The organism is Saccharicrinis sp. GN24d3, from assembly GCF_052400645.1.
GTDB lineage: Bacteria > Bacteroidota > Bacteroidia > Bacteroidales > Marinilabiliaceae > Saccharicrinis.
The window spans coordinates 226910-248690 of sequence record NZ_JBQTGI010000001.1 but is presented as its reverse complement, the minus strand read 5'-3'; the positions used below and the strand labels follow the sequence as shown (position 1 = coordinate 248690).

Here is a 21781-nt window from a genome sequence, read left to right as displayed (position 1 = left end):
AGATTTGAGACAATAGACTAAAAAAAATATACAATACTAAAAACCAGAATTTCTTTATAACCAAGAAATTCTGGTTTTTTAGTTTTTCTATGATTGAATGATGTGCCTAATAACAGCTATTTCTTTTTAGCTATCACCACGTACATCCTGCCATTTTCAGGAGCAGCACCGTCGCAGTTTCCTGCCATCACAACACTTTCCCCTTCTTTTACTTCACGTTTGAATAACGACATGGTTACATCACCCAATTTAAAATCCTCACCTGTATCCAAATATTCTTCTCTTAAAAACGCAGGTCGTGGCACACGGTCATCATGCCCAACATAAAGGGTAATATCTTTTCCCGCAATAAATTGCAATAAATCACGTGCCCAATAATGGCTATCTGAATTAGGCAGACGTACATACTCCGCTCCATGCAAATAAGTTGGAATTCGCGTATAGTTATAATTTAAATCGGTATACGGTTTCTTTCCCCAGAATATATTGGTTCGTAACATAGCCGGAGAGTCACCTGTATAACTAAATTTTGTAAATATTTTACTTTTATTGCTTACTCCCGGTACATAAGGCGGTATGAATGGTGTATGCACGGGAAGTGGTTCTTCTTTGGCTACGACATCAAAAACCTGGGGCATTTGGGTGGTTAAACCACCTTCAACATTCACCGCTTTAGAAATCAGTTGTATACTAGCTGGTTTTAAGCCCTCACGCGTGGCTGTAACAACTACTTTACCGGCCTCTAACAACGAACGTACTGCTACCCTATTAATACCTACCTCAGTATCTAAATACAAATTATTGGTTGAATTTTCTTTTCCACTATTATAACCTCCCCGCCAAATAGCCGGACCGGATATGGTGAAATCAATGCGTCCCCTATCTAGCACACAGCGTTGACCTTCTTTATCAATCACCTCAACATCGATTAAAGCAATATCTGAACCATCCGCTTGCCAACCTTTTGGTCCTGCAATAGACGTTAATTTGATAGCGAAAGGCTCGCCAACCGTTTTCTTTACCTGCGTTCCTTTTAATTCACCATTGATATAAGCTTCCGCTTTTATTTCTCCGGATTTCCACTGAACATCATCAAACTGATACACATAGCCATTATCAGGTACGGTATCCATTCCAATTAATTCATCATTGACATACAATTTAACTCCTGCACAGTTGGAGATAACATACATCGTTTTTTTAGTGTCGTCTGAATAGTTCCAATGCCCCACAATATGCACCTGCGGCTCAGGACGCCACATGGCTTTTAATGCGTAAAAGGCTTCTTTGGGTAAACGTACCGCATCCACCTCTCCACTGGCGCGTGTAACCTCCGTTGGACAACGGCCTCCATGGGGACCATCGGAGAATATCCAGTTGGCACCTCCACAATGGTAAGGCTTTTTACCCATCTTTTCCCACCAATGCTCTGCCTGGCGCACAGCAAATTTCTCTGCTGCAAACTTGTATGTATTTCGTTTAAAATTAGGATGACTAAAAAAATTATCATCTCTTGAATATTCATCCCACACTCTTCGCGGACCTTCATCACGACAATATTCACTTTCGATGATAGGCAGGTTCGGATATTCACCTTCCCATCCTTCTGTTCCTATTTCTATACTAATATATTTCTCCGAACACTTTGCATTATCAGCTCGCCGGTTACCCATCAGGCGTTTTCCGTTGGAATCATATGTATTGATCACATCAAGAATCTCTTCATAATGCCCTGCTGACTCGGCCCAGTTACCCCCTTCCCAAATCATTATTGAAGGGTGGTTACGATAATACACAATCATATCGCGAAAAGCAGCTATCCGGATGTCCCAGGTTTCACCTTCGTCTTCCGATTCGCCTGCTACACCAGGCATCAAGGTAACAAAACCATATTTATCTCCCATGGCAATCTCGGCAGGAGATCCGGCACAATGTCCCCATCGAATAAAGTTTCCTCCAGCTTCATTCATTAATCGAAAAGTAAAATCGCGCAACCAATCGGGTAAAGCAGCTCCTAAACCCGCCCAGGTGTTGGTTGGTTTTTGTCCCCAACCGTGAAGTTTAGTATGTTCTCCATTAATATGAAAGCCTGTATCTTTATTAAACTCAAAGCTCCTGATTCCCAACGGAGTGTTGTACGTATCTAATACATTGTTTTGATCCTTAATCACAGAAACCACCTTATACATATAGGGATTACGAGTATACCATAGCTTAGGATTTTCGAGGCCCATTTTAGTCTCAAAAGTAAATTTTGCATTTGCCATTAATGTTTGCTTTGCTTCACTTTTTTGTACCACATTACCTTCTTCATCTACAATGTATGACTCAAAAACAATGTGTTTATCCGTAGTATCTTCATTCTGCACCTCTGCCTTTACGATAACCGTAACATGTTGCTTGCTCACATCCTCGGTGTACACATAAGTACCTACTGTTTTAAGGTTATCGTATAAGGGCAAAGTGATGTGTACCGGATCCATCGTGTGTAAATACACATTACGGTAAATTCCCCCATGCGTAGGGTGCCAGTGCTCATGATTCCACACCAAAGGAAAATTATCCCTAAAATGGTCGCCTCTATCGTTATTGGCTTTAACGGCAATTACATTTTCTTCGCCAAATTTAATGTATGGTGTTAGATCAAATCCGAAAGGAATAAATCCGGTTTGGTTTTTCCCTAAATACTCTCCATTAATATATACATCCGCTATTTGACGTACACCTTCAAATTCGATGTATACTTTTTTACCTTTTTCTGTCTCCGGCAAGGTAAAATATTTTCTATACCAAACAGTTCCCCTCCACTGGTTGTGTTCGCCATTGTGATGCCCGGGACTTAAATCGTCAAAGGTATCGATATCGTTAAAAGTATGCGGACAGCTTACTGGTGTCCAGTTTGCATCATCAAACTTAAGCTGCTGGGCGTTGTCCGGGTTTTCCTTTATAAACTTCCAGTCCGGGTTAAAATTATACTTCGTCCTCTTTCCTTCAGGCAAATCATTCTCGTGCATTTGTGTTGTGCAAGCACTTAAAACTGCAATTCCCAATAAGATTAAGGCTAATTGTAATTTAGGTTTAAACATCTTTTTATTTTTATAAAATCCTATAACTTATTTTAATAATCCAATATCAGGTAATCTTCCTTTTTAAGGGTATTTACAAGACTATCGTGTACGCTTAAGTTACTTCTTGGGTGATCCAAAAGGAATTTTTGTGTCCAGATTAGTGGCATATACCCCGGTTCTCCTGTTAAAATATCACCTTGTTCTTTCATCCATCTCTTTAATTCAACAACCAGCTTTTGTTTAATAGCATCGTAGGATGCATTTTGAGCCAGATTATTTTGCTCAAAAGGATCTTTTTCAATATCGTACAACTCCTCATAAGGCATGTTCTTATGCTTATTTGCCCCAATGCTCAAAAAGGCATTGACATATGTATTATCCCCAAAATTCTGGTCGAGTACTTCAACAGAATTAAAATTGCGGATGTATTTATATTTTTTACTACGGATCATACGCGCAGGAAATACGGAAGCTGCCAAAATACCTTGATTGGTTTGTACACCATAAACATACTCGTGAATTTCAGCACTTTCATCTTTTAAAACAGGTAAAAAACTTTTTCCGTCAACATCTCGGATAGCCTTTCCTCCTGCCATTTCTATAAAGGTAGGCACCACATCGGTATAGTGAATTAAAGCATTGGTACGAGAACCGGCTTTTATCACTTTTGGCCAGCGGGCAACAAAGGGCACATTCAATCCACGGTCGTAAACGGTAAATTTCCCGGACACCCCATGATCAGCACTATAAATAAACAAGGTATTGTCATCTAACTCCTCATCCACATATTGAAGCACCTGCGCTAAATGAATATTATCTTCTTCCACACTACGGTAATAACCACTTATTCTCTTTAATACTGCAGGGTCTGTTTTCTTATCCTCATTAAAGGGATAGAACTGAATGCTATCTGCTGGTTTACTTGGCTCATCAAAATATTCGGCATGCGGATAGTACGAGGTGATGAACATACAAAATGGCTTCTTGCTGTTTTTAAAATAAGCCTGAATACTATCCAATGGAATATCTTTACGTGGTCCACGACCTTCGACTGAATGCCATTCCAAATCCCAATTGTACACCGATGCCGGTTGCACGTGACTTTTCCCTGCAAGGATCACTTCATAGCCCAAGTCCCCCAAATAAGTCGTAACTGATTTTATATCGGGCTTAGTTCTAAAATGATTGATAAAACAACCATTCTTTAAAGGATAATTGCCGGTATAAAGCTGCGAACGACTGGGTGCGCAAATGGACTGTGCCGTAAAGGCGTTTTCGAACACCATACCTTCACCAGCCAATCGGTCAACGGCAGGTGTCTTTATATAATCATTACCATAACATCCATAATCGTATATGTCCTGATCATCGGCCAGGTAAAAAATAATATTAGGTTTTGCTACTTTCTTAGCATTACCTACAAAGCATATGCCCATGAGTAGCGAGATTAATATCCAGCTGAACCTGTTTTGATATGTAATATGTTTCATTGTTCTTTATTATTATTTGATAGCATTTACTTGGATTGTATTGAACTAATTTCCCATATTCAATGGGGGATAAGCCACCGGTTCCCCTGAATTTCTCCATGTACCTGTAGGTGCACTCCTATTCATGAGCCATTCTCTAAGCTTATTATTCATTTTCAGGGCTAAATCAAAGGTCGTTTGGTCTGGATCTCCTGCCAATAGATTGGTCGTTTCACCAATATCATTACTGAGGTTATATAACTCATATGATCCATCCTCATAACTATAAAAAAGTTTATAATGTTGATTATTAGAATGCCTATAATGAATAACGGATTGAGGCCAATTCCGCACATCCATATAGCCCGGAAAATGCCAATAAAGCTCCGTTTTATTTTCAATTACTTCCATTTCACCTTTTAAAATACTCGCCACCGATTTTCCATCTATGTCATGTACACCAGGGTCCGGAAGTTCGGCTCCCACCATATCAGCCAATGTAGGATAAAGATCAATAGCATGAACCTCTTGAGTTGTATTAACAGAATTGGGGGCTATAGTACCCGGATATCTGAAAATCAACGGAACGCGAACTCCACCTTCAAAATAAGTCCCTTTTCTTAAACGTAATGGGGTATTATCAGTAGGTCCCATGAACCCACCATTATCTGAATAGAAAACGACTAAGGTATTGTCAGCAATTCCATCGGAGATATCTCCATCTCCATTCGGATCATCAAGTGCATTTAAGATGCGACCTACATTTTGATCTAGCAGTTCAACAAATGCAGCATAATCTGCCCTAAAGTGACGCGGATCTTTTGATTTTTTGGCTTTATACTTTGCTTCCAGATCAGGACGGGGAAGTATACTCACATGCACGGCGTGAAAAGGAACATAGGCAAAAAATGGCGTGTTTTGTTGTGTCCTTTCCTGAATATAATCTACTACTGCATCTCCTAAGGCATCGGTAAGGTGTTTTGGTGTTCCTTCCAATATCCAAGGATCGTTACCATTTTGTAAAGGTTCCAATACATTTTTTATATAGCTGGCATCATAGGGCTGAGCATAGGGTTTTAAACCTTCATGACTAAACATCCAGCCTTTAGTATCGTCTTTTTGCGCAAAAAACTCATTATTCACTTTTTTCCCATTTACGGTTGCTTTGGTTTCTTTTCTTAGCGCCAGATTGTGGTCAACACCCAGATAACTTTCAGCATGCTCTCCAGTTTTTATAGCATGTAATTTTCCGAAAAATGCAGTATGATAACCAACCGTTTTTACCGTTTCAAACATAGATACACATTCCTTTGTCAAATAGTTGGTTTGATTGTGAGGAATGATAGCTGTAGAAGCACGAAGGCCTTTGGAAGCGCGATGCAGGCTACCCACATTATACACCCCGTTTTGAGGCCCTGTGGCATATTGTCCAGTGAGGAGTGCGGCTCGGGTAGGTTGACAGTTTTGCTGCGTATAGGCGTAAGTAAATGACATCCCTTGCTTCGCCAGTCTATCTATATTTGGGGTTTCATAATACTTAGAGGCGTTGCCCAGGCTGGTGTTTGGAGAACTTAAGTCGGTCCAGCCTAAATCATCAGCCATAATCAGGATAACATTCGGTTGCCCCATCATTACGGTAGTGAAGCACACTAGTAGGATGAGGGATAAGAATATTGGGTTTTTCATGATAATTATTTTATTCGTTTTCAGAACTCAGTTCGGCCATTTCTATTTATAGTTAACAGCTTGATTTTGTTTCGCTTTCAGGGCATTTCGCATTTCTTCAAGCAACTTGCCATAAGTTGCTTCTGAAACAACATTCATGTTCTCTTCAGGGTCTAATTTAAGGTTGTACAACATCTCCTCTCCGTTTTCATACAACGAATAATTAAAGTCTTGAGAAACAATGGCATCTGCTACTTTGAACCGTGCATAAACGGCATCCCTAAAGTGCTGGTTGGGATCATCAAGAATGGATTTGAAACTTTCTCCCATGATGTAATCAGGCGCAGGCACATTTGCTAAATCACATAGCGTAGGATAGATATCAACACTCTCAACCAATGCTTGAGTGTGTTGACCTTGAGCCTTTCCTGGTACTTTCACGATTAAAGGTACTTGCAAGGCATTATGTAAGGTGTTGTGTTTTCCCCAAAACTCGTGCTCTCCCAAATGCCAACCGTGGTCTCCCCATATCACGACGATGGTATTCTCTTCCAAACCTAGATTTTCAAGTTCACTGAGCACCTCACCAACTAACTGATCCACATAGCTGACACAAGCATAATACCCATGACGCATCATTTTATGAAATTCGTCAGTGTTAGGCGTATATGTGCCAAAGGTGTACGTTCTAAATTCACCACTCCCTTTTAATGCATCTGGGGCATTTTCGGGACGATAACGGTTCTGAGCTATCTCAATAGAATCTCTTTTATACAAATCCCAGTATTTTTTTGGGGCATAAAAAGGCATGTGAGGCCGGAAAAACCCACATGCTAAAAAGAAAGGCTCTCCTGATACTTTAAAACGTTGCAAATCGCTGATGGTTTTTTTTGCTATTTTATAATCAGGATATACACTATCTTCCACTTCTGGTGCTTCGTATACACGACCGTTACCCGATTTTGTCAGCTCCTGAGTGGAAGCGGAATCAAAGCTTGCCCTATGAGAAACATCTGGCATCCACGGTTTTTGACTCCAACTTTTATCCTGAGCATCTTTATTATAATGGAATATCTTCCCATTAGAAATACACGTATAACCTGCCTCTTTGAACACCCCTGGTAAAGTCTGCGCATTAGGAACATCCACTTCGGCTTTTGCCAAATAATCAACAAAACGTGTTTTTGTAGGTAAAATACCTGTGAGCAAACTAGCTCTTGAAGCTCCACAAACAGGGACATTACAATAGGCGCGGTTAAAAACAATGGCTTCTGCAGCCAATTGATCGATATTTGGCGACTTCACCTGTGGTGCCCCATAACAGCCCAGTTCGGGGCGTAAATCATCGATGGCAATAAACAATACGTTTGGTTTTGCGGATTGAGCTTCAACTCCATGCATAAAATATGTTGCAGATACTAACAAAACAGTTAAAACCACTTTTAAATTCCTGTTATTCATTTATTTATTAATTAAGGTTCTCAAACTATACATCGCGCAAAAGTAACAGCTTTTTAAGCGATTACTTATGGTCAATTTACTTATTTAAAGCTCTAAAATTCCAATGACCTCCTGCTACTTTAAAACTGACATAGTCCTCATCAGATTGATCGAATTTCAGATCGCTCACATTATTTTTTAACTTTCCTTTTTTCCAGATTATTTGATCATTTAAAACCACTTCTGAAATTTCTTTTCCATTTTTAGGGATAAAAACAGTAGCGGTAGTATGCTCTGGAGAAGTTAGTTCTAACGTATAAGTGCTTTTAGTTTTATTTACTTCTAACAAAATGTCACCTTTAACGCAAGGCACAATTTGTTTTATATGTGAAAGATGTGCCATATTAGGTTTTACTTCAAATTCCGACCAAGCCACATCTGTAGCTTTAATCCCGGCAATGTAGCGCGACAACACATAGTTGGGGGCATTCCATGCATGGTTGTAGGTTCCTCGAAGTTTTGGGTAATATTTTTCATATAAAGTGCTCAAATCTTCTTGATTAGCCTGTGATGCATAGCGTTGCTTCATTCGAAGCAAACCTTTATCGTATTGCCCTGTAAGCATAATAGCCTCTTCCGCTAACCATTCCATATGTGGACTCGCTTTTTGTATCGGAAGCAGCACACTATCTACCAATAGATCGTAATGCCTCTTATCTGCCAAACCACTAATTATAGCAAGTGAGCTGACACGCTCTTCTACCTGATTATTTTTCGATCCATAACGCTTACCCTGCCAGTATACTTTTTCAAAATTCTTCTTAATGCTATTAATGCGGCTATCATACCACGCCATATCCTTATTTTTATTTAATGCTGCTGCCATTTTTTGGGCTGCTTTAAGCGCCATATAATACAATACAACATTAGTTGGGGTTGGATCGGGATCTACGCCCCAATCAACCCAGTTAGCATAGCCTTTTCGATGCCTAGGTAAACCATCTGTTTTCATTTCCCAAAGCTTTAGGTAATTCAATACCGCAGGGTAGGCATTTTCTAAGGTAGCTGTGTCGCCTGAATTGTAGTAATACTGCCATATCCCCTGATCGATATATTGTAGACTTTGTCCCGTCAGCTCACTGCTCTTACCACGATAGGCTCCAAAACCAGGTGCTAAGCCCTGAATAGTATCACCATTACGGTAAGCTATCGTATTGTCAATACCTTTTTTCAACAACAAACGTCCCGGTTCATCAAGGGTATAAAACACCGCACCAGTCTGATCAGCCACATCACCAATCCACAATCCTCGCTCACGGTCGGGGCAATCCATATAGTTATCGCGAGCACAAACATACAGGGTATTACGCGCCATCCACCACAAGCGGGTATAAAAGTCATCACTACACACAAAAGTACCTGGCATATCGCCCACACCCGTCCAGCGATATTTCAGTTCCTGGACCTCTACTCCTGATGGTATGGCATATTCAACATAGTGACCATTAAACCAGGTGTAACCTTCAAAAGCTTGCACACCACCTTTAGTTGTATAGATTGATTTTAACAGATTAAATCCATTATCGGTATCCATTACAATTGTTTTCCCGCCGGAGCTTCTCACTTTCAAATACGGCGTTATTTGTTGATTAAAGGGAAGTTTGGCACTAATTACAACGCTTGTATCTGTATTATTCTTAAAAGGTAACTTTATAGCTATTTTTTCTTCCCCAGATTGTATACTTAATGCCTGATAGTCGACCAGTCCACGGTCATTCCATTGAGGGATGCAACGCTCCACCATAGCACCCCAAGGTAGACTATTTGCTGTCCCTTTTTCGGTCGGCACATCCCAGTTATTATCATCAAATTCGGATGTGTACCACGCATTTTCAGTCCAATCCCCCATTGCTTTTCGGGCATCATACTTCACATTGTAAGCATTGACGCGGTTTGCAGAATTTCCGCCACCTCCCCCTTTAGGATCATAAGCAGAATGCACTTTCATTTTCCACGAGGCATTGCTGTTCAGGTCAGAAGTCCAATCTGCTTCAATATATAATCCTCCCTGTCCACTATCATCGTGGGGCTTGCGTGTACGCCCCCAGTACCACACTAAAATAGCCACCGTATTTTCCCCTTCTTTCAAGTAAGGTCCAAAATCAACAGGATCACAATAAATGGTATTATGACCAGCACCACGGCAAAGCCCACCTTCGAATAAAACCATCTCACCGTTAATCCACAACCAATATTTGGTATCTACAGATATATGTGTGATGGCCTCAGATGGTACTTCATCAAGACTAATCGTCTTTCTAAAAGCGACCCATGTATTGGCCGGTCCAGCTTCTTCCTGCCAAATCCATTGGGCCTTGCCCCAATCTTTAGTACTGGCTGCACCAGATAACTTCGCAAAGGGTAAAAGCATAAAAATTATCAGTACAACTATAGAGTTTTTCTTAAATTTGTTTCTCATTATATGATTATCTAATATGCTGGGTTTCTATTTTACTTTTTTAATTCGATAGGGTCTAATAATCACAGGACCTAACAAACCAGAAGATTGTAATTCATCGTCTTTGTTCCAATGTTTAAAAGCGGCAAAAGTTAATCGCTCCGTTAAACGCTGTTCAGGATTTTGAAGCCACTCAGGCCATTGTTTTACTTTGGGACCTTGGCGTTTTATGTCGGAAGGATTCTGCTCATCACCAATTAATCGGTTAGTCCAACGATTGGTTACTTTAACTTCCAGACTATTTACTCCTTCATGTACATACCCATCCAAATTAATTCTAAAAGGCGATTTCCAAAGAATTCCCAGATTTTTACCATTCACAAGCACTTCGGCAATTATTTGTACACTGCCTAGGTCGAGTTCCAACGAAGTTTTGGAATTAAGAAGCTCTTTGCTGAGCATAAACTCCTTTCGATAACTTGTGGTGCCAGAGAAGTGTCGAATCCTATTATCTTCATATAAGGACCATGATTTTAGTTCGGAAAAAGTTGTATTTATTGGTCCATCTTTCTTAGATGGGATATAAACATTCCAGGATCCTGTTAACTCCAAGACATCGGGAACCGACTTTACATTAACGCTTTTTGATTTCCCGGAAGTGGTTCTATAGCTCATTTTTCCAGCAGTTGGTGTAACCCAGTTTTTAGTAGCTTTAATATATGAAATGGTTGATTTTGGACTTTCCTGCGATAGTTTCAGGGTTCTGCCTTGTTCTACATATTTATCAAATACCTGGCCATGGCTTGAGTAAGTAATATGCAGTCGATTATTTCCGTTTTCTATAGTTTTACCATTTAGTAAATTTTCATCCACATAAATATCCACTTTACCAGATTTTACAATTGTAGAAACAGACTCCGTAATATCAATCGAATGGACATCCGCAGGTAAACCATATACGCCCCCTGCAAACTTCCCGAAAATGGCTTTTTTAATTTCTAATTGACCTTCGGCTTCTATTTTCAGCATTTCTTTTTCCATGACTTCTACATGGTTGGTTTTGCCATCTAAACAATATTCTACTCTAAGTTCTTTATGGTAACCCGGAGCCGGGTCACCATTGCACAGCGAGCGATTTGCTTCAATTATTAGTTTATCCTTTTTTACCTTTTTCTGTAATACCTCTGTAACATCCACTAATCCTTGAGATAAAAACGTTCCGTATTCTGCTTTGATTATTTTTAAATCAGGTAACGGAATAACATTGGTTTTATGAAGTTGAACATGGGATTCTACGATGTGTTCCTTTTTAGATGCTGGTTCCCTGAAAATCACAAAAACAGCTTCCTCTGCCTCAAACTTAATAGGAACACTTGTTGTGCCATCTCCATTATCTTTCCATACAACGGCCTTTGTAACTTCGCCGGTCTCCGCATTCCACAGCTCCGGTTGTAATCCGCTTATTCTGAATTTGCAGTTTACTTTACGTCGCTCTTTAATTGAGTTGGCTACAAAATAAATATCGGCATTTGGGGCTTTTCGGTGTATAAAAGCAATGCCTTTGCCCTTACCATTCTCCACTTTAAAATCCGGGGGAAGTTTTCCGTTTTTAAGCTTATCAATGATGGATTCATTTTTTATAAGTGTAGCACCCCAAAGGCGATTAGCCAATTCTGCAACCTGCTGGTCGCACTTTGGATAGCTTTTTAGACTTGGTGACTTTTGAGGCTTTGCACCCAATATAATACCTCCTGCTTTTACCAATTTTTCAATTATTTTTAATGTCACGGGAGTTAGCCATTCACTTTCTGGAAATACCAGCATTTGATATTTATCCCCGTTTGTGGTATAAATCAATCCATCTTTTACAGATAAAGTGCCCAACTTATTTGAACCAATTAAATCATAATCATAGCCCATGGCCTTAATCTCAGGAAATAGCAAAGCATTATTGGGCGAAGCTTCTCCGGTAAAAACCAACACATCGGCAACAGTCGAACCTTGTTGAAGAAGGAACTGAGAGCGAGCAATGTAATCCAAAAATGCTTTCCCTTGATTCCACCATGTGTTATGCCGGTTAAAGTCGATACCAAATGGCCCCAGTGTTAAACCCGGAGGCACATGCCAGGGTTGATGCACATAACTATGAAAAATAAAACGATTGATGCCCTGTGCCCATGCCAAATCGCCAATGGACTTTAACATAGCCGGGTGCTGCTGCCAGCCTCCCATCCCGGTAAAAGCTTCGGAACCAACAATCGAATTTCCATTGAGTTTGGCAATGGAAGCCACAAACTTTGGTGAATCGAAAAAAGCCAGGTTACCACTCCAAAACTCACACATTACCATATCTCCTGTTGCTCCCACCTGCATGTTATCGAAAGGCCCCCAATAGGGTTCTACAAAAAACCGCAAGTTGTTTTTGTGACACAAATCGCTGAAGTGACCGTAATAATTTTCGGATATCAAATCACCTATCGTCCTTCTGAAATCCCACAGAAAGCGTTCGCTAACCTCTAAACTTTCAACATAGTAACCCGCTAAAGTTGGCAAATAAGAAAAGCAGTCATACGATCGAAGTCGTTTAAACTCCTCCTCAAACCCTGCAGTCCAATTGCTTGTTCCTACTTCGTAACTATCTATTAAGCAACCCTTAACAACTGTACCAATGAGCGTATCTAATTTTTCAATGATAGGGCTGATGCCTCCCCTCCAAAAAACATCAACTGCTTTACTGCTCATTTTGTCGCATTCCAAGCCCTTACCACCATACGAAGCAAAGCGGTTTTTTGTACCTATAGCTGTATGCCCTACACGTAGTACGACCCATTCTCCTTCAGGAGCTTGCCAATGAAGTTTTCCATCTTCATCAAGCTTTGAAGTTAAGTCAACGATATCGGATTTACGTACAATTGCTGTAACTGGGATCTTATTGTCATTGGGAGATAAATGATTCCGAATCTTTCCTTCAAGAATTTTTATGTCCAGATCTTTTATACGCTCATTGCTCAGGGGATTTGGGAAAGCCAGTACTGCAATATCTTTGTAATAGTTTAATATGACCTTGGGTTTAGGCAGTTGTACTTCAATTTTTCTGCCACCGCTAACTATCAGTTCGCTATAAACCAACTTCTGCATGGCATATTTGGGAGTAATCCAGGGTCCACCGCTAGATGACCACCCTGGTCCATTATGAAAGGTAAGCTCAAGTCCTAAGCGCTGTGCCTCGGTGGCTGCAAATTTTAAAAGCTCCAACCACGCATCACTTAAATATGCCGCGGAACCTTTGGGCTCTCCCAAACTTACGTTAAAAATTTGCGCTTCCTGTATGCCAACCTCTTTCATAGCTTCCAGATCGGCAGTGATTCCTTCACGAGTTACATTGCCATTTATCCAGTGCCACCAGGTACACGATTTGGCCGATGCAGGTGGATTTTTAAACCCATCCTTAAGAAACCCATCGGCTTTTGTTGTCTGAAATACAACAATAAGAGTCAACAAAAGTAGGTGGCCTATTGAAAAAACCTGTTTCATTTTAGATACTTTTTTACTGCGGTATTAACTCTATAAGTTTAACACTATGCGGACCTAAATCTACTTTAAGGGTAAGACTCCCATCCTCAGCTTTTCCCACAATAGAATCGTTAATGGTTTGTGGTAGTTTTGCCAATTCAGTATACTTTGATTTATTAGCATTAAATATGTCTTCCCAACCAGTGTTGAAATAATCATCAGGCCGGTTTCCATAAATACGGGCACTACTACCCGTTTTATTAGATACCCCTGCAACTTTTACATCCTTATAAAGCTCGTGCATAAATATACCGTGATCCTTATCTACCGTCCACTCATTCATTTCCCAGTGGGTTGTGCTGCCTATCTGCGTGCCTTCTATTTTTGGATAAATAGATTTTTTTGCTGTACTGGTTCTGGTGGTATTGTGATTATAAATCAATAAATAAATTTTCCCGTCTTTAATAACAGGTATGGTACCCACATGCCCACTCATATTATGTGTAGCTGCGAGCCTATTCCCATTTACCATCTTTAAAAACATGGATGTAACGTTTCTTCGTCCGGTGGCTAAAGCATCCGTAGATTCCTGTCCCCAATCATAGATCTCCGTTATTTTATACTTATAAGCCATATCGGCAATGGTTGCATACCAACTTGCACCCAATTCTGTTGCATCACTTAGGCTAAGTCCTCTATTTCCATATTCATCTCTGAGTATTCCAAACTCCTGAATATCGAAAGGAATATCTGCAAACTGAGCGTAACTATTCAGTTTAGTTCTGTAAGGTTCCACTGTTTCGGGAAAATTTATGGTATTCTGGTCAATCTTCTCATAATAAGAAAGGCAGAAAAAGCTCATTCGTGTACCTATTTCTCCAGTAGCGTAGTTTGTTCCGTTGGCACAGTGGTCAATAATCTCTGTACGCCATTCAGCTGCACCTTCAGTAAGCAGGTTTCCCGGACCAATTATCGCATCAGGAATCACTTTCAACACCTCATCAACTGTAATATCGTAATGTTTAAAAAACTCTTCCTTGGTTCCATTCCAATGTTCCGGTACATAATTTGGCTCTGTTGCCACTCTAAAACGCCAGGTTTTAACTTCATCATATGTAAATTCGTCGATTAACACATTTAAAAAGGCATTGATGTATTGTCTCCAAACGATGTAATCATCGGGAGGATTGGTATTACCATACTTATTTTCTTCCCTCACAGCATTCATTTCCCATGGCACATTATCTAATACAATTCTAGGCTTAAACCCTGTTTGCATAAAACCCTGCATACTGGATATTAAACCACTAAAATCAGTAATGATATTACCATTGGTATCAACTCCTTTGTAAAAATTGTTTAAGCCATCCGTTCTGCCACCCAACACCCTTACCAGGTTGTAACTTTTTACATAGGTCTTGATGGACTCTAAGCCACCAGTAAAGTTGGAGCTCGTAAAGCGAGTTTGATTAACCATTGGCCGGGTTGACCAAAAGTTATACATTTCTCCAACTACACTTTCTGTATTAATGTTTACAATTTTGTTCGGATCAATTTGTTCCTTGTCGCTCGTATCCGGTGTTTCCGGCAATTTAAAATTATCATCACCTGAATCTTTAGAACATGATAAAAACATGGATAAAAAAACGATTACAGGCAGAACCCTGAATATTTGTCTTGAGCAATTATTTGTAGGAAGTATTGTAATCCTTTTCCCCGGCAACAAGTCCTTCTGTACATTTTCCATACTTTTAAATTTGATTGATTAATAGGTTTGAAAACCAACTTAAAAAAGCAATGTAGACCTTGAAAGGCAAAATAAATTGAAAGAATCTATCAACTTCATGAATAATTTCTCCACAGACGAACTAATCTCGCAAAATGGAACATATGTTCATACTAAAAACCTATCGTAGCACTCAAATTTATTTAACCCGCAATATGCATTAGAGAACCTATTACTCATTGAAAACATTTCAAAACAAGTCACTTCGTTACATTGTTTCATCTCACCAAAACGATGCTATACATCATTTCTGCAAAGCCTTTACTATCTGCTGCATAGTTTTATTCTTTAATGATATTAACTGTGCGTATAACTACCCGTTTGATACTTTCCAACATACCAGCAGGAGAAAAACGCTGCCCATTTTCATAAAAAAAATAGGTAGCAAATTGGAGCGAATACCCAATGGAGCAGGTTCATTATTTACAAACCAATCCACCATTTAACATTGATTAATCAACTATAGGTTCATACCTTAGACATACTATGGTTTATTGATTTGAGGTCGCATATCATAGCTCGTAAGATTCAGAAAATTTTCATCTCAGATTAATTGAATTATTGATTTCTGATTTTTCAATCTGATATCACCAAATTATCAAAGAGATTAGTATTATAAGAGCTTCCTAATAATACATAGCCCGATCGACTTTCGTGGTTCACCTTTGTCATGAGTTCTCCATCGACAAAGGCTTGAATCTCTTTATCTTTAAACTGAAGTTTGATATTGTGCCAACTCCCTCCATCAAAATGAGTAATGCTTCCTTCAGCAAGCATTTTCTTATCAAAAACAAGTTTCCAGCCCCCACTTTTTTCGAGCATAAAGCGATAACCTTTCAAATAACTGCCCTGAACCCTGCCACCGAGCTCAACATCGCCACCTTCAATAAAAACATCCACACTACAAGTAAAATCCTTCCAGTTTACATCTCCAACCAAAGTATTAGGCTTAACGTTGGAACGTCGGTAAACGCGCATCCAGTCGTAACCTTGTTCCGGGTTTATTTGTTTTAAACAGTTTGTTCCGTCTTCTCTTTTGGCAATTTCGAAACTACCTGTTTGATCCGAATGATATTTTGGCAAATCGCCTGCTTCCCTATTCTCATAGTCCTCTTTATAGGGGAATGGAAAAGCTGTTTCCTCAGGTATTTCATATTGCCCTTTTTGCTGACCTGTAGTAGTTGTCAGTGAGTAAATACATTTAGGATCAAGTTCAATGGTAAACACTCCATTGTTTGGACTAATGCTGTTCTGCTGAACAAATTGCTCATTTACATCGGATTTCCATACATGCACTATTTTATCTGATAGGCCTTTGCTAATATTTACCTCCATTTTTTCAGCATCTTCTGTACAGATAATCATACTCCAGTTATTACTTTGCTTTTCTTTAAGCGTGACACAGCTGCCTTTGTAAGTAGAAGTATCAAAAAGTCCGCATCCTCCATCTAAATATTGCCAGCTATGCGGATCGGCAAATTGAGTAGTATGCGCCGTAGCCCAAATGGTTGGCCATACCTCATAATAACCGCTCCATGGACTGTTCGCCTTCATAGCTCCGGCTTTATCCCAGGTAACCGATTTATAAATTGAACCGATAGGCGCCCATATCAAGGTTTTAGTGATTTTGTCACGTATGTAGAACTTATTGTACAAACGAGCCAGATTCAATGCGCCTGCACCTCCCCAGTCTTTTCCTGTCCAGCTCCAATCTTCACTGGCCCAAAGGGGTTTGCCCGATGCTTTTGCCTTTTCAGTCGTTGGACGTCCACGACCATCGACCATATCTTCGGTAAACTCGCGCCCGGTAACATAATGGTATCCAACGGCCTCTATCACTTTATCAAATGCAGGATCACCATCAAATTCTTCAAAAATTTGCCAATCGCCACTGTTATCATCCGGACCTTGAATCTTTACATTTTCATAACCACGAGCATCCAACATGGGGCGTACTTCATTCACCAACCAATCCCTATCGGTATAGTTCTCATTTTCGGCTGCCGCCACCCAATCCATATCCAAATCCCAATTGCGCTTTGCTACATCCATAAATGTCACAAAGTATTCTGCCGACTCTTTGGTGTAAATATTCTCTTTTAGATAGCCCGGGAAACTCCATGGGAGGTATTCCAAAATCATATCCTGATTTCTGTTCTTGGCTTCTTTCATAAACCAAAACTCGTATCCCCTGGATACGGGATTCTTTAACTCTTCACGCGTAATGGCATGCGAGGGTTCTGAGCCACAGGTTGAGTTTTCGCCTCCACCCATTTCTACTTTGAGATGCTGAAAGGCTGCTCCAAATTTAGGTTTAAACAGCAAGTCAAGAATCTGACTGCGAACGGGGTCTTGGTAGTCGTATAATAAATCCGTTGAAGCACCAGCACTTACTCCTCCAATGCCTTCAAATGTTCTACCCTCATCATTGGCACTTAAAGTGATTTTAACTACGCCATCCTTTTGTTCAAATACAGGTGGTTCAAATGCTTTTTCTGGATTCTCAATTTCACCCATCTGAAACCAGGCCGGTTCGCTATGTTTAACCCCTCTATTGTTACCCCATACAGAAACTCTCCAATAAACTTTCTGTCCCGGTTTCAAAGGTTCGCCCAAGTAATGATAGGGGCCAGTTTCTGATTTACTGGTTGGTCCCGTATCCCAAATATCGGGATATTTAAGCTTTTCAATACTTGTGGCCATCATAATTCGGAAACCACCTTGCTCGGGGCTTTTATCATCGCCAACAAAAGTCCAGCTAAAGCCAGGCCTTGCCTTTGTTATCCCTATTGGATTTGTTCTAGATTCACATTTTAAATCTTTCACTTCAATAGCCTGGACAACAGAACACAGGCTCAAAAATAAAAATACAATCAATCTCATATCAAATTACTCTTAGTTAGACACTTAATTCATTCTACTTCGACTACATTAAAGACCTCGATTTCCTCAGGTCCTAAAAAGACTTTTCTTCATATTTCCAGACGTTTTCCGGTCACAAAAATCAGCTATTTCGTTTGCAAGAAGAAGGGAGTAAGACACACTCAAGCACCTCATTCCTTTAACATTTCATTCAATCAGCCTATAAAGCTATTCCTGTATTACTTTTTCAAAAAGCATTAGTTGTACAGGACCACATAATCCTGCTGGTATAAGCTTAGATTTTTTATTGTAAAAATTGGTAATCGTAAATGTGGAGCGTTGGTTAATAGGGGCTGGCTCATTGTTCAAAAACCAATCAGGCATCATATCTGCTTTACGGTCGAATCCTGTTTCGTTTGGAAACTGCTCGTCACCAATCAAACGGTTAGTCCATTGATTGGTCACTTCTATCTTAATCGTGTTTTTACCTCTTTTTAGCGCATCAGTTACATCTACCCGATAAGGTGCCATCCATATTACACCTAGGTCCTTACCATTGATGAAAACCTTAGCTGCAATATTTACCTCACCCAAATCTAAGGCGACTCTTTGATTATCTGCCAACATCTTTCTATCCATAAGGAATTCATTTTCATAAATGGCAGTGCCCGAAAAGTATTTCACCACATCAGCCGAGTGAGTCGTCCAATCAATGAGTTGGAGAAAGTCATAACTTTTTTGTTCCGATTTCACCTCAGGAAATGTCACCACCCAAGCATTCTTAAGCTCTACAGGCACTGTATTTACAAGGGATTCCTTTTGAATCTTGAGATCGTTGGTCAAAGTAAAGCAAGTGGCATCGAGTGGCTTTGATGATGCAGAAGGGACTCCTTTTGCCGAAGTTCTAAACACCACAAAAACGGACTCCTGAGATTCCAAATCAACCCATACCTTGGTCTGCCCATTAGTTTGTGCAAATTGAGCTGATTTCACTACTTCACCTGTCATAGGATTCCATAACTCGGGTAGCTTTCCATCCACTCTAAAGGTGCATTCAAAACGCTGTGCAGCAGAATCAGGATTAAAGAAAAAATAAAGGTCTTGTTTATCCTCCATACTACGGTGTGCAAATGATATGTCCATTCTTCCTTTAACTGTAAAATCAGAAATTATTTGTTCTGCCTTCATCATCTCGTCCCACACAAATCCATCATACACATTATCTTGTTGGCGCAAGTTGACTATGCATTGCTCAAAAGCAGCACTATCAGACGACGAATTAAGATAGCCCGCCACCCACTCAGGCATTTCTCCAATAATAGGCACTCCTGCTTGGGCTATTTCGTCAATACGTTTTAAGGTTTTTAACGAAAGTTTTTTAGAATTTTTCAGCACCAAGGCTTTATACTGTGTCCCTTCGGGCAGAACCAAAGCCTTATCTTTTATACGAATACGGTTAAGCAATACATCTGCATTTACACAGTCGAAGTTGCTCCCTGCAGGCAAAACAGGTTCAAAATCCTTACGTAGGAAAACAGAATTAGGCGAACCATCGCCAATAAACACTAAAAAATCTGCTACGGGTTGACCTTGGCGCAGTAAATACTGACCACGCATAATGTACTTGAACCAAGCTGCACCGGCATTATCCCACCAAGTTTGTACCCTGTCGAAATTAAAGCCCCACCGCCCCATCGTCATACCTGGACTTACATTAGGATTGGCCTGATGTGCAAAACGGTGAAACATAAACTCATTGACACCAAATGTCCACGCCAAATCTCCCGACACTTTTGCCCTGCCTGGGTGACCCTTCCAATTGATTTGAGGATTGGAAGTAAAGGACTCCGCTGAAGTCACATTTTTGCCATAAATATGTGATGCCGACACAGCTGATTGTACCATCGTCATTTCACGATCCATCCAAAATTCACCCATATTAATATCTGCCTTTGCCCCTACATCGAGATCATTTACTGGGCCAAACCCATAAGGTTCTATGTAGCTTTTGATACCGTCGGCGGTACACAGTTCAGCAAAATATCCGAAGTAATTATCAGTCATCAACTGGCAGTTAAGCTGGCGCACGTCCCACAAAACAGCTTCTGACGCTTTGGCACTTTCTACAAAACGTCCAGCATACAAGGGTAAGAAATCAATAATATTATAATTGTATTTTTCATTGAAGATCGATACGTATTCCTTGGTCCAGTTCTGACCTCCCATTTCGTAACTATCTATCTCTAGGTATTGCATCGCATTGGGAGCTATATCCCGGGTATTATCTATCACTTTCTTTGAAAAAGCATCGTAATGAACCTTGAAAGCCTCACGGTTAAACTTATCACACTCTAAACCACGACCAGAATCAGAAGCTGGGTTATTAAACGCGCCAGTAGACGTATAGCCAAACCGCAGTATAGTCCAATTACCTTTGGGCAAAGAAGCTTTCAAAGTGCCATCATCCTGCAATTTATCACTAAGATTAATCATTTGATCTTTAGTAATAATCATATCCGCAGCAGGCTCCCCAATTGGCGTCATCGCATGATCCTCAGTACGCCCCATACTGATGCGTCCCGTGACATTATGTAGGCACTGGGTAGATAGCAATTTGGCTTCGTGAAGTGACATAGTTTGATTAAAAGTAACCCTAAAGTACTTTGCACTTATAGGTTCAAAACTATCGTTAATTGACCACTCGCGCTTTCCTGTTCGTACAGTAAATAATTCCCGCACATCAGTAAAATCAACACCATTATCAGAAACTTGCAATGTTGCAATCGGATCGCGTTGATTACAAACGATAAAGACTGAACGTATTTTCTTCATGTCTGAGTAGGCATATTGAATCCAAGGCAATGATTTTCCTTGCTTTTTAAGAACAGTACGATCATCCAAACGATTATTCATTAAAACTAAAGGCTCAAGGTTTGCATCCGAAGAGGTAATAATAGGTTTATTCTGAACATCGTCCATTTCAGAGGGCAAGGCGGGATATGCTACGACAGCTATATCACGGTAATAATCTTCGCGAGTAGTGGGCTGTGGCAAGCGCATCGCAATATCGCCACCTGTGGTTTGTACTTCACTACACACCACCATTTTCATGCTCTGCTCGGGAGTAATCCAAGGGCCACCACTCGATGACCATCCATCGCAGTTGTGCACCCCAAAGCTTAAACCTAAACGCTCACATTCCTGAGCTGCATGACTTAACATTTCATGATGTTGTGGCGAATTATACTTAATCCTTCCATCAGGAATTTTTTGATCTATATTAAATAGTAAAACACCACCAATCCCAACTCGTTCCATCGCTTCAAGATCTTTAGTGAGACCCTCTTTGCTCATATTGCCATCCATAGCATGCATCCATGTTCTGGGTTTTACAGAGGCAGGTGGTTTTTTAAAGTTTTGTTCTAAGTTGTCTTGGAGTGACTGTCCAAAAGAAACATTGAAACACAATAACAGTGCAAAGCTAAGTGCAGTATAAAATTTCATATTAATACCTTTTATA

9 protein-coding genes are annotated in these 21781 nt (G+C 40.1%); all 9 read right to left on the bottom strand.

The window, feature by feature from the left end; translation table 11 throughout:
- Positions 1-116: 116 nt before the first annotated feature.
- The 9 genes from ACT29I_RS00820 to ACT29I_RS00780 all read right to left on the bottom strand — a co-directional run bounded on the left by ACT29I_RS00820 (position 117) and on the right by ACT29I_RS00780 (position 21765).
- Positions 117-3086, bottom strand: a complete 2970-nt coding sequence (locus tag ACT29I_RS00820; protein ID WP_430932609.1) for a sugar-binding domain-containing protein — start codon at positions 3084-3086, stop codon at positions 117-119.
- Between the two features lie 32 nt (positions 3087-3118).
- The gene (locus tag ACT29I_RS00815; RefSeq protein WP_444792487.1) at positions 3119-4558 is read right to left on the bottom strand and encodes a sulfatase family protein; all 1440 of its coding nucleotides are present in this window, start codon (positions 4556-4558) and stop codon (positions 3119-3121) included.
- A 45-nt stretch (positions 4559-4603) separates the two neighbouring features.
- Positions 4604-6223 (bottom strand): sulfatase, encoded by a 1620-nt coding sequence (locus tag ACT29I_RS00810; RefSeq protein WP_444792486.1) that lies wholly within the window; start codon positions 6221-6223, stop codon positions 4604-4606.
- A 42-nt stretch (positions 6224-6265) separates the two neighbouring features.
- Entirely contained in the window at positions 6266-7663 is a 1398-nt protein-coding gene (locus tag ACT29I_RS00805; protein ID WP_444792485.1) for a sulfatase, read from the bottom strand.
- 76 nt (positions 7664-7739) lie between these two features.
- Positions 7740-10121 (bottom strand): alpha-L-rhamnosidase-related protein, encoded by a 2382-nt coding sequence (locus ACT29I_RS00800; protein WP_444792484.1) that lies wholly within the window; start codon positions 10119-10121, stop codon positions 7740-7742.
- Between the two features lie 27 nt (positions 10122-10148).
- Positions 10149-13634, bottom strand: coding sequence for a glycosyl hydrolase (locus ACT29I_RS00795; RefSeq protein WP_444792483.1), 3486 nt, complete (start codon positions 13632-13634; stop codon positions 10149-10151).
- A 13-nt stretch (positions 13635-13647) separates the two neighbouring features.
- Entirely contained in the window at positions 13648-15360 is a 1713-nt protein-coding gene (locus ACT29I_RS00790) for a GH39 family glycosyl hydrolase (RefSeq protein ID WP_444792482.1), read from the bottom strand.
- A 615-nt stretch (positions 15361-15975) separates the two neighbouring features.
- The gene (locus ACT29I_RS00785; RefSeq protein WP_430932599.1) at positions 15976-18282 is read right to left on the bottom strand and encodes a glycoside hydrolase family 78 protein; all 2307 of its coding nucleotides are present in this window, start codon (positions 18280-18282) and stop codon (positions 15976-15978) included.
- 207 nt (positions 18283-18489) lie between these two features.
- Entirely contained in the window at positions 18490-21765 is a 3276-nt protein-coding gene (locus ACT29I_RS00780; RefSeq protein WP_444792481.1) for a glycosyl hydrolase, read from the bottom strand.
- Between the last annotated feature and the right edge of the window lie 16 nt (positions 21766-21781).